We start from the raw sequence: 11,347 nt of genomic DNA on the forward strand, positions 1-11,347 counted from the left end.
CGTCACCGGCTCCGATCCCCCTGGGTCACACGGACCAGGTAGCGGCCCGAAGCCGGCAGCCGCGTCAGGTTGATGCCGCAGCTGCTGCCGGAGTAGCAGGCGCTGCTGGACGCCAGCACCGCGCCGTCGGGTCTGTAGACGGTGACGTAGACCAGGCTGGAGGTACCGCCGTTGAAGGCCAGGCCCGACAGGCCGAGGCCGAGGTTCTGGCCGGCCGTGCCGGTGAAGGCGGCGTAGTTGCCCTTGGTCCCGCCCAGCGCCGTCGCGGCGCCGTCGATGACGAGCGGCTGAACCGGCGTGTTGCCCAGCGTCAGCGAGGTGCTCATCGACGCGGCGTAGGCCGGGTCGACGAACACCAGGTAGTTGCCGTCCTCGGGCAGCAGCGGCGGCGTCATCGCGTTGGCGGCGGTGCCGGCGTTCAGCGTGGTCTGCCAGTGGAGATTGCCGTTCGGCGTGTAGATCGCGATCGCCACGTTCTGCGACGCCGGATCGGTGACCGGCGCATCGAACTGCAGCGACAGCTGCTGGCTGGCGGTACCCACGATCGTGTAGCGACCGTTCTGGCCGGCGCGCAGCGCCAGGTTGGACACGCCCGGCGACGGGAGCGTCGCGACCAGGTCGTTGCTCACCATCACGCTGCCGGCGGTGATCGGCGCGGAGTTGCCGACCAGCTGGATCTGGTAGGTCCCGGTCGCCGGCACGTTGGGCAGGTTCAGGTCGCAGCCGCCACCCGGGCTCGCGCTCGAGCAGCTCGCGCTCAGCCAGACGTAACCTCCCGGCGCCACCACGCGCAGCGTCGCCGTGCCGCTGACGCCGTTGGCGAAGGCCAGGCCCTTCAGGCCCAGGCCGAGGTTCTGGCCGGCGGTCGCGGTGAAGGTGCCGTAGCCGCCGAGGGTCGCGCCGATGTTGACGGCGGCGCCGTCGACGGCGACCGGCGTCGCCACCGGCTCGGAGATGGCCTGCACGGTCGCCCCCGCGCCGAAGCCCGGGTCGACGAACATCGTGTAGGTGCCGGTCGCCGGCGCCGACAGAATGGTGAACGCCGAGCCGTTGCCGGTGGTCCACAGCGTCGTCGAATTGATCGAGACACCATCCGGGCGCAGCAGGTTCACCGCGACGTTGACGTCGGCGGGATTGCTGACGGCGTTGCCCACCCAGAGGTTCATCGGCTGGCCGGCCGTGCCCTGCACGGTGAAGCGGCCGTTCTGGCCCGCGCGCAGCGAGGCCGTGGCCGGCGTGGCCGCGCTGAGCGCCGTGACCTTGTCGCGGCTCAGCAGGAAGTTGGCCGCGGACACCTGCGCCGAGGACGGGATCAGCTGCACGCGGTACAGCCCGGTCACCTCCAACTGCCCCAGGTTCAGGTCGCAGCCGCCGGCCGGGCTGCCGGACGAGCAACTGCCCTGGTTGATGACCGCGCCGTCGGGACGGCGCACCACCAGGGTGGCGGTGCCGCTGCCGTTCGGGAAGGCCAGGCCCGTCAGGCCCAGGCCGAGGTCGTCGCCGGCCACGCCGTTGAAGGCGACGTAGGCGCCGGACGAGCTCGCCAGCGGCACCGATGCGCCGTCGACGGCGAGCATGGACATCTCGGGTTCGAGGAACAGCTCCAGGTTCGCGGACGCGCCATAGGCCGGATCGATGAAGACCGTGTAATTGCCGCTGTCCGTGGCCGTCACGCTCAGGTAGCCGCCGCGCACGCTCTGCGCCAGCGTCTGCGTGAAGGCGACCGAGCCGTCGGGCTTGAGCACTGTCACCGCGAGGTCCACCATCGGCGTCGCGTTCTGGTTGCCCAGCCACACCGTGCTCACCTGCCCGGCCGTGGCCGCGAACGCGAGGCGCGCGTTCTGGCCGGTGCGCACCGCCACCGACTGCAGCTGTCCGCTGGCCAGCGTGCCGGTCTTGTCGCTGCTCAGCGTCAGCACGCCCGCGGCGATCGGCCGGTTGCCCGCCGGGTTCGACACCTTGATCGTGTAGTTCCCGCTGACCGGCAGCCCGCTCAGATTCAGTTCGCACGCGGCGCCGGGATTGCTCGTCAGGCAGCTCGCATTGCTCAGCCACACCGTGCCGTCAGGCTTGGCCACTTGCAGCGTCACCGCCGCAGTCGCTCCCGCGCCGGTGAAGCTCAGCCCGCTCAACGCCAAGCCGAGGTTCTGTCCCGCGATGCCGGTGAACGGCACCGACGCGCTCTGCCCCGGGAAGACGTCCTTGATCGTGCTGCGCCCCGCGTCCACCGCGAAGCCCTGGTCCGTCACCGCCGCCACCTTCAGCGTGGCCGCTGCGCCGGCATCGAAGAACACCGCATAGGTGCCCGCTGCGGTCAGCGTCGGCAGATAGGCCTGCGGCTGCGACGCGCTCACGCTGCCGGTGGCCAGCTGCGTGCCCTGCGGTCCATAGACGGCATAGCCCAGCGCGCCGCCCAGCGTGCTCCCGCTCGTGTCCAGCGTGACCAGCTGGTTGATGCTCCCGTCGAAGATGACCGCGCCATGCTTGCCCGCGGCCGGGATGCCCAACGTGGCTCCCGCGCCGCCCACGGCGATGCGCGTCCACGCCGCCACGTTGCTCGCCGAACGGTTGTCCGGCACGGCGAGGAAGTCGGCGGTGCTCACCGCGCTGCCGTAAGGCGTGGACAGCGTGAGCCGACCGGATGATCCGGCCGACGGCACCTTGGTCGTCAGCGTCGTGGCCGTGGCGGCACTCAGCGTGGCCAGGCCGCTCGTGTTGAACAGCAGCCGGTTGTCCGACGCCGTCGTCTGGATGTTGGTGCCCGTCAACGTCACCGTCGTGCCGGTCGTTCCCAGCACCGGCGTGAAGCTCGCGATCGTCGGGCTCTTGCTGCTGACCACCGTGAACGGCTTGGCGGAGGTCACGCTGCCGGCGCCCGTGGTCACCTTCACCGGTCCGGTCACCGCGCCCGCGGGCACGGTCACCGTCAGCTGCGACGCCGTCGCGGCCGTGACGGTGGCGCTCGCGCCGCCGACGGTCACGGTGTTGCCCGCGAGGCTGGTCGCAAAGCCGCTGCCGTTGACCGTCAGCTTGCTGCCCGGCGACCCCGACTCCGGCGTGAAGCTCGTGATGCTCAGCGTGCCCGCGTTGACCGCGCGCACCGCCGTGATGTTGCCCGCCGCGTCGTACACGTACTGCGTGCCGCTGCCGTTGGGCAGCACCACCTGCACCAGCCGGCCCAGGTCGTCGTACACGTAGCCCGTGGCGCGCGCCGCGCTCCATCCGGCCAGCAGCAGCGCGAGCGCCACCGCGCCCCACACGCCGCGACGCATGCCGCGCTTGGTTGACACCACCTGGTCTTGCCGAGTCGAGCTCACTTGAAACTCCCTGTCCGGTCACCGGCGGGGAGTGCGGGCACACGCGCGCAGCAAGACTTGGCACCTCACGGCGCAAGTCCTGTCACTGGCTCAGCGGCTTCCTCCCTGCCGATTCCGCGTTTGCTTTGGAATCGTTCCCTTTTTGCCTGCGGGCCATTCTTTGATGTCCGTCAGGCGGCGCGATTGTGCCGACAGCCTTCATCGGTGTGCAAGTGGGACGTGATGAAAAAGTTTGCAAGTCATCAAGTCGCGCGCGAGGCACGCATCGTCAAGGTCACGCTCGTGCCCTGCCCCGGCGCGCTGGCAATCGTCAAGTTCGCGCCCACGGCCCGCGCACGCTCCCGCATCGACGCCAACCCCATGTGCCCCGGCCGCCCGCTCTCTGCCAGCGCCACGGGCATGCCTTCACCGTCATCGCGCAGCTCCACGCGCAGCCGCCACCATCCGAAGCGCCAGGTCATCGTGATGCGATTCGCCCGGGCATGCCGGAAGGCATTCAGCAGCGCCTCGCCGAAGATCATCCGCAGCTCGTCCCGGACCTCCGGCCGCAGCAGCCGTTCCCGGCCGACGATCTCCAGCCGGAACTCGCCGTCGTAGTCTCGCGCCAGTTGCGACGCGATGTCCTCCAGCGCCCGCGGCAGGCTCGCGCCCGTCTGCGCGGTGCCGCGCAGCGACATGACGCGCCGGCGGCTCTCGTCCAGCACGCCGTCCGCCATCACCAGGTCCGCATCGATGGCCGCGCGCACCGGATGCGCCGCCGGCAGCTGCGCCGAGTGCGCCTCGAAGCGCAGGATCAGCCCCTGCACGCCCTGCAGCAGCGTGTCGTGCAGCTCGCGGGCGATGCGGTCGCGTTCGGCCATGCGGGTGCGCATCTTCTCGCGCGCGCGCCGCGCGGCCTGCCGCAGCCGCAACCGGTGCAGGCCCCAGACCAGCGCCATCACCGCGGCCACGCACAGCACACGGAACACCGCCGTCTGATACCAGGCGGCCGGGATGACGATGTCCTGGACCGCCTCCTCGGGCGCCTCGACGCCGTCGCTGTTGATCGCCAGCACGTGGAAGCGGTAACTGCCCGGGCCCAGGCTGTTGTAGACCGTCTCGCGCCGCGCGCCCGCGTCGCGCCAGCGATGGTCGACGCCGTCCAGCCGGTAGCGGAAGCGCACCCGCTCCGGCACCGCGAGGCTCGCGGCGGAGAAGCGCAGCTCCATCATCTCGGCGTTCTTCGGCAGGGTCACCGGCGCGCCCGGCGGGTAGTCGACGCCATGGGCGCGCAGCCCGGTGATGCGCACCACCGGCGCCACCGCATTGGCCCGCGATCGCCGCGGGTCCAGCCAGGCCACCCCGGTCGTGCCCGCGAACCAGAGCCGCCCGTCCGAGGCCTCCACGACGCTCGGCTGCGGCCAAAAGGCCGTCGCGCCGCCGGGATGACCGTCCAGCGTATCCAGCACCTCGACCTTGAGCGGCTGGCCGGGGTCGGCGAGGAAGACGCGCAGATCGTCGCGCCGCACGTGGACCGCGCCCTTGCGCCCGTTGAGCCACAGGTCACCGTCCGCGGTCTCGGCGATGCCGGACACGCCGGCCAGCGTCTCCGGCGCCTCGGTGGTCAATGAAACGAAACGGTTGTCCCACAGGATCGCCACGCCGCGTTCGCCCGCGACCAGCAGACGCGACCGCCCGGCGTAGACATGCAGCACGTCGCCCACATCCACACCTTCCGCCGGGCCGAAGCGGCGCACCGCGCCGTCGGTCCAGCGCAGCACCTGGTTGTCCTTGAGCCCGAACCAGTAGGTGCTGCCGCCGGCCTGCGCCACCGACGCCTCGAGCGGCGTCGGCAGGCCGGGCAGCGACAGCGGCGACCAGCGGCCGTCCTCCCACGTCTGAACGCCGCCGCGCTGGAACGCGACCATCAGACCGTCGCCGTACGGCACGATGCCGCTGATCCAGCGCTCGCCGACCCCCGGCGGTCTGGGCACCTCCAGCCAGCGCGCGCCGTCGCGACGCCAGAGCCCCGCGGGCCCGACCAGCCAGAGCCGGCCCTGGCGGTCGCGGCCCGCTGCGGTGATCTGGGCGCTCGGCGCCGAGACCTGCGCGGCCTCGCCGGCATTGCCCGACAGCCGCCACACCGTCGACGCCACCGGCGAGAACGCCGCCACCGTCACGCCGCCGTCGGGGTCCGCCGCCAGCGCGAAATTGCTGGTGGCGCGCGGCATCGGCGCCGGCACGAGCGCGGCGCGCCGGAACCGGTCCAGCCCGGTCTTGGTCGCCACCCACAGGCTGCCTTCGACATCCTCGACGATCATCATCCCGAAGTCGCCCGACAGGCCCTCCGGTGCGGCGAAACGCTCGTACCCGCCGGTCAGCGGCACGCGGTCGCCCGCGAGCGGCCAGGGCAGCCGGCGGCGGCACAGCCCCGCCGGGCAGAACACCGTCCACAGGTTGCCGTCGCGGTCCACCACCGTCGACGACCCGCGGCGCGTCGACAGCCGCGGATCACGCGCGATGGCCATCCGCGACAGCGCCGGCACCTTGCGCATCTCGTCCGCGAAGACCAGCCACGCCTCGCCGCGCAGCACCTGCAGGCTGGTCGCGTCCTTGCACTCGCCGACGGCGCGGAAGCGCGACTCGCCTTGCGGCAGGCCGAGCAGGCGATCGTTGTCGCAGAGCCAGACCGTGCCGCGTCCATCGACCACCACGCCGTCGATGGCGCGGCCTTCGATGCCCCAAGACGAACCGATGCGCTCCCAGCGCCCGTTCTGGAAGCGGAACAGCTCGGTGGTGCCGCCGGCCCAGATCGCGCCGTCCGCGTCCTCGGCGATGTAGCGGATCCGGGCCGTCGATACCGGCTCGGCCGCCGGCACGCGCCAGACCTGCTCGCCGCGGATCCGCACCAGCCCGCGCGGGAAGAAGGCCGCCCACAGGTCGCCGCCGGACGTCGCCAGCACCTTCGCCACGGTGCCGGACGGGAACTCCTCGGGCGGCACCGGCCGGAAGCGCTCGAAGCGCACGCCGTCGAAGCGCGTCAGGCCGTTCGGCCCCCCATCCACAGGAGGCCATCCACGGTCTGGGCCATGGTCCAGGTCTCCATCGGCACGCCGTCCGCCGCCGTCCAGGCGCGGTGATGGAACTGGTTCAGGGCGAGATCGCGATCCAGCGCCCGGGCCGGCCCCGCGATCAGCAGCAGGATCGCGGCAAGCATCGCCAGCCAGATCGCTTGCCCGCTGATCGCCGTCCCGCTCGTTGCCGTCCCGCTCATCGCCCTGCCGCCGGTCGCCATCCCACCCGTCGCCGCCACCACGCGCGGCGATCCCGCCACCGGCGATACCGGGCGCGTACCTCGGGGGAAACGGGGATCTCGGACGACAACCTCATGGGGCCGGAACACTATCAGAAGCGGCCCGCGGATCGCATCGGCCGTGCGGAGGGGGCGAGGCGCGCGCGCGACAACCGCCGGCCTAACTCTTTCGAGGGAGGGCCATCATCCCCAGGGATGATCCGCACCGCCCGCTGCGGCTACGCTTCGGCCCTTGCGCCCACGATGCGGGGCGCCCGACCTTGACCGCCGAACCGCGGAACCTCGCGTGAACGACTCCGCCCCGATCTCCTCCCCCATCACCGTGATGGCTGTCGACGACCATGCGCTGATGCGCAGCGGCATCACGACGGTCATCGACGCCGAGCCCGACATGCGCATGGTGGCCGAGGCCACGACCGGCCTGGAGGCGCTGTCGCGCTTCCGCCAGCACCAGCCCGACGTGACGCTGATGGACCTGCGCATGCGGGACATGGACGGCATCGAGGCGATGACCGCCATCCGCCGCGAATTCCCGCAGGCGCGGATCGTGATCCTGACGACCTTCCCGGGCGACTTCCAGGCCGCGCGGGCGATCAAGGCCGGCGCGGTCGGCTACCTGCTCAAGGGGCTGATGCGCACCGAGCTGCTGGACACCATCCGCGGCGTGCACGCCGGCCGGCTGATGCTGCCGCCGGCGATCGAGGCCGCCCTCGCCCAGCATGCGGGCAGCCGCGCGCTGTCGCTGCGCGAGACGCAGGTGCTGCGCCTGGTCGCCCTCGGCCACGCCAACAAGGAAGTCGCGGAGCACCTCTCGCTGACCGAGGAGACGGTGAAGGTCCACATGCGCACCATCCTCGGCAAGCTGTCGGCGAAGGACCGCACCCATGCGGTCACCATCGCGCTGAAGCGCGGGATCATCGAACTCTGAAGCGCACGGCACCGCGGGCGCCGCCCGGGCGGGTCGCGGACCGCGGCCCGGACGGCAGGGGCCGCAGGAGGGTCAGACGTTGTTGTCGTTCCCTGCCCCCATCGCAGTCATCGCGATCGGCGGGGTGGTGGCCGCCGGCTCGTCCTTCTTGAACATCGGCGCCAGGTTCATCTTGGTGTTGATCCAGACGTTGAGACCGGCCCAGGCCGGCGCGCTGGACGCCGCCGCCTTCGCGAACGGGTTGGCGTCCGACAGTGTCTTGCCCAGGCCCACGGGGATGCCGACAGGCAGGGTCAGGCCCCAGTTGATCATCATCCGCGCGGCCATGCCGGCCTTCATCGTCGCGTAGTCCACCTTGTCGTTGACCGAGGTGCCGCCGGTCGCGCCGGGCAGCTTGCTCTTCATCACCGTGCTGGTCAGGTCGGACACGGTGTCGAACCCGGCGCTCACGGCGCGCTGCGCCACGGCGGTAACCATCATCGCGGTGGCCTGCGCCATCGGGTCCGACATGCCCTTGGCCTTGAAGGCCTCCGTCATCGCGGGCGTCAGCTTGCCCGCCAGGGCCACGCCGCTCATGCCGCCGGCGATCGCCGTCCACATGTCGTTGAAGCCGGCCATCACGCGCGGGCCTTCGCGCTGCATGAAGGTGTCGCCCGGCAGCTTGATCGTCGCGCCCAGCGAGGGCTTGGTCTTCATGTGCTCGCCGATGAACTCCTTGCCCAGCGCCGCGGCCAGTCCGCCGAGGACGCTCGACGACACGCCGAGCGCTTCCTTCGACGCGCCGGCCGCGCCGGCGCTCATCAGCGTGATCGCCTGCACCGCCCAGGCGATGGCGTGGCCGCCGCCGTAGGTCGTCGCGCGCTGGCCGAGCGTGGCCAGCAAGGCATCGGTGAGCTCCTTGCCGGAGACGTTGGCCGGCGGGAGCTGGGTCGGCGCCGCAGCGACCGCGGTGGCCGTGGTCGTGGTGGCCGCGTTGCCTGTGTTGGTGGCGGCGGTGCTCGACGTCCCGGTGTTGGCGGCGGCGGCGGCGGCGTTGGTGCTTGAAGTCGCGTTGTTGCTCGTGGTTGCGTGATTGCTCGTGGTCGCGTGATTGCTTGTCGTCGCGTGGTTGCTCGTGGTCGCGTGGTTGTCGACCAATGGCTTCGGAGAGGGCTGAACGGCCTCCTGGGTCGAAGTGCGCCGGGTGTCGAGGGACAAGGTCGGCCTGGCCGGCGACGGTCGCGGCTGCTGCAGCCGCACCGGCGTCTGAGAAGAATCCTGCCCTTGCGTCTGGCTCTGCGACGGTGTCTGCAGACGGACTGGCACCTGCGGCTGCTCTTGCGTCTGCAGGGTCGGCAAAGACGTCGCACGGCGCGGCCCGGCGTTGAGGCTGCTGCTCGCCGCCGCGCTGTTGCTTGTCGTCGCGGCAGGCGTCGTTGGCGTATTCGGCGGTGTCGCGGTGGGCGAGACCGGCGTGGTGGGTGAATTCGGCGGCGTTGTCGTCGGCGAGATCGGCGTGGTCGGCGAATTCGGCGGTGTTGTCGTCGCGGAGATCGGCGTGGTCGGCGAATTCGGTGGCGTCGTCGTCGCGGAGACCGGTGTGGTCGGTGAATTCGGCGGTGTCGTCGTCGCGGAGACTGGCGTGGTCGGCGAATTCGGTGGCGTCGTCGTCGCGGAGACTGGCGTGGTCGGCGAATTCGGCGGCGTCGTAGTCGGCGAGATGGTGCCGGAGGACGCCGGCTGTGTCTGCGTTTGCACAGCGCCCTGCGACAGGCCGGAGGTCTGCAGTGGCGGCAGCACGGGACGCTCGCGCTGAGGCGTCGCCTGCGTCTGGCCCTGTCCCTGCGTTGGTGTCTGCGGACGCTGCGGCACCTGCGGCTGTTCTTGCGTGCGCATCGTCGGCAACGATGCAGTGCGGCGTGGCCCCGCATTGACGCCCCCTGGCGACGAAGGACGCGAGGAGCGCCCCTCCAGCCCCTGGAACTGCGTGGACGATCCGCCCTGGCCGCCCGTGGGCGTGGCGGAGGTGGGAGTGCCGGTGGTGTTCGGCGTCGGGGTCGGCGTCGTGTCGATCGGCGACGGGATACCGCGGCCTTGGATGGTGTTGGACATGAGCGCCTTCCTTTGCAGACGTGGCCTGCCGGCGGCATCAGGAGGCGAACGCCGCGCGTCACGCGGGCGCCCGACCTCATCCGGCAGCGAGGGGGTCACTGTCCGGTGGCGGCGCCGTCAGGACATTCGGGCAGGCGAATCGGCGGACGGTGATGCGAAGCGGGTGGCCGCCAGCGCACGCGGAGGCACGCTGATGTCGTCAGCGATTCACCATCACGATCCCCGCCGCCAGCCCCGCGAGGGCCAGCATCAACCGCGGGGTGATCGGTTCGCCGAGCAGCAGCGCGCCCGCGATGAGGCCGAACAGCGGCGTGCTCAGCGTGAAGCTCGACAGCTTGGTCGCCGGGTAGTGGCGGATCAGCCAGAACCACAGCAGGTAGCTCGCGAACGACACGATCACCGCCTGGAAGCCAAACAGGCCGAGCAGCCGCCAGGACCAGTCGAGCGGGATCGATTCGCCCGTCGCCATGGCGCCGGCCGCGAGCGCAACCGCCGACACCGCCAGCTGATACAGCAGCGTCTTCTCCGCGCTGGCGGACGAGAGCTTCGTCGCACGGATCGCCAGCGTCGTGCCGCCCCACAGCAGCGCGGCGAACACGCCCAGCGCATCGCCCAGCCACTGCATCGTCCGACCGGTCCCGTGCAGCCCCTCGCCGAAGGCGAAAGCCACCGCGCCGAAAGCGACCAGCAACCCCACCGCCTGCCGCTTCGTCAGCCGCTCGGCCGGCGAGATCAAGGGCATGCCCAGCGCGACGACGAACGGCGACAGGTAGAGGAAGACCACCATCCGCGACGCCGTCGTGTATTGCAGGCCGACGAAGATGCAGGCGAATTCGGCGGCGAACAGCAGGCCGGCGAGCAACCCGCCCGGCAGGCTGCCGTCACGCCGGAACAGCGCGATGCCGCGTGCCGCGGCGAAGGCCCACACCAGCACGCCGGCCAGCCCTGAGCGCAAGGCGGCCTGCCACAACGGGCCGATCTCGGTCAGCGCGGCCTTGGCCGCGACCTGGTTCAGGCCCCACAGCACGCAGCATCCCAGGAGGATGACCACGGCCGTGCTGTCGAGATGCTGCTTGCGTTCCATGGCGCCGGATCATGCCCGGCGGCCCATGCGACGAGCCCAGGCCCGCGCGGCCAACGCACACAGCAGCGCTGTCGCCACGCCGGCGAGCAGCCCCGTCAGGTGCGCCAGCGGCGCGATCGCGATGTTCCAGCCGTCCCAGTGACGCAGGGCCGGCGCCGACCAGGGCCGCTCCGCCGCGACCTTCACGAGCAGCCCGATACCGATGAGCAGGCCGATCACGCGCTCCCGTCCGTGGGACGCGCGCATCCGCATCATGCCGATGGCGGCCACCGCGACGCCCGCGTGCAGCACGCCGGACGCGCCGCCGAAACGCTCCAGCGACGGTTCGATCAGCAGGCCCCACTGCGTCAGCGGCCAGGCCAGCAGCCACGCCACCGCGTCACGCGCGGTCAGCCGCGCGGCGATGCCGAGCAGCCCGACCACCGCGCAACCGGCGAGGTTCGCGATCAGGTGTTGAGGACTCCAGTGCAGCCATGCGGCGCTGACGGCGCGCCACGGTTCGGCGTTGGCGAGTCCGGGCCGCCATTCCAGCGCGGCCTGTACCGGCGGTGCCTGGATCCAAGCGACCAGCGAGCCGATGGCCAGTGCCATCGCCACGAGGAGCCACGCGCGTCCCGGCATCCGGTCCCGTTCCC

At 71.5% G+C, this 11,347-nt stretch carries 8 protein-coding genes; 2 read left to right on the forward strand and 6 right to left on the reverse strand.

The window, feature by feature from the left end; translation table 11 throughout:
• Positions 1-2: 2 nt before the first annotated feature.
• From ACQ859_RS00035 to ACQ859_RS00045, 3 genes are all read right to left on the reverse strand, one after another.
• Positions 3-3,290 carry a beta strand repeat-containing protein gene (locus tag ACQ859_RS00035; RefSeq protein WP_431264073.1) on the reverse strand — a complete coding sequence of 1,096 codons (3,288 nt, stop codon included), beginning with the start codon at positions 3,288-3,290 and terminating at the stop codon, positions 3-5.
• Between the two features lie 269 nt (positions 3,291-3,559).
• Complete coding sequence (locus ACQ859_RS00040) at positions 3,560-6,361, reverse strand: sensor histidine kinase (RefSeq protein ID WP_431264074.1); 2,802 nt, start codon at positions 6,359-6,361, stop codon at positions 3,560-3,562.
• Complete coding sequence (locus ACQ859_RS00045) at positions 6,337-6,591, reverse strand: hypothetical protein (RefSeq protein ID WP_431264075.1); 255 nt, start codon at positions 6,589-6,591, stop codon at positions 6,337-6,339. Before ACQ859_RS00045 ends, ACQ859_RS00040 begins: the two co-directional genes overlap by 25 nt.
• 304 nt (positions 6,592-6,895) lie before the next feature.
• On the opposite strand from ACQ859_RS00045, the gene ACQ859_RS00050 reads away from it, so the two are divergent.
• A complete protein-coding gene (locus ACQ859_RS00050; RefSeq protein WP_431260314.1) occupies positions 6,896-7,537 on the forward strand; it encodes a response regulator in 642 nt (213 codons plus the stop codon).
• Between the two features lie 72 nt (positions 7,538-7,609).
• On the opposite strand, the gene ACQ859_RS00055 is transcribed toward ACQ859_RS00050, so the two are convergent.
• Positions 7,610-8,842, reverse strand: a complete 1,233-nt coding sequence (locus ACQ859_RS00055; RefSeq protein ID WP_431264076.1) for a hypothetical protein — start codon at positions 8,840-8,842, stop codon at positions 7,610-7,612.
• A gap of 58 nt (positions 8,843-8,900) precedes the next feature.
• Here ACQ859_RS00055 and ACQ859_RS00060 point away from each other — a divergent pair, with 58 nt between their 5' ends.
• Positions 8,901-9,332, forward strand: a complete 432-nt coding sequence (locus tag ACQ859_RS00060) for a hypothetical protein (protein WP_431264077.1) — start codon at positions 8,901-8,903, stop codon at positions 9,330-9,332.
• A gap of 495 nt (positions 9,333-9,827) precedes the next feature.
• Here ACQ859_RS00060 and ACQ859_RS00065 read toward each other — a convergent pair whose 3' ends face one another.
• Together ACQ859_RS00065 and ACQ859_RS00070 are read right to left on the reverse strand one after the other, a co-directional pair.
• A complete protein-coding gene (locus ACQ859_RS00065; protein ID WP_431264078.1) occupies positions 9,828-10,712 on the reverse strand; it encodes a DMT family transporter in 885 nt (294 codons plus the stop codon).
• Positions 10,713-10,721: 9 nt separating this feature from the next.
• Positions 10,722-11,333 (reverse strand): rhomboid family intramembrane serine protease, encoded by a 612-nt coding sequence (locus ACQ859_RS00070; protein WP_431264079.1) that lies wholly within the window; start codon positions 11,331-11,333, stop codon positions 10,722-10,724.
• Positions 11,334-11,347: the final 14 nt, after the last annotated feature.

The sequence above is a fragment of the Roseateles chitinivorans genome (assembly GCF_050632235.1).
Taxonomy (GTDB): domain Bacteria; phylum Pseudomonadota; class Gammaproteobacteria; order Burkholderiales; family Burkholderiaceae_C; genus Roseateles; species Roseateles chitinivorans_A.

Coding starts and splice junctions, on each gene's coding strand:
- ACQ859_RS00045 (WP_431264075.1), bottom strand. CDS start 6,591: ATGGCGACCGGCGGCAGGGCGATGAGCGGGACGGCAACGAGCGGGACG.
- ACQ859_RS00065 (WP_431264078.1), bottom strand. CDS start 10,712: ATGGAACGCAAGCAGCATCTCGACAGCACGGCCGTGGTCATCCTCCTG.
- ACQ859_RS00070 (WP_431264079.1), bottom strand. CDS start 11,333: ATGCCGGGACGCGCGTGGCTCCTCGTGGCGATGGCACTGGCCATCGGC.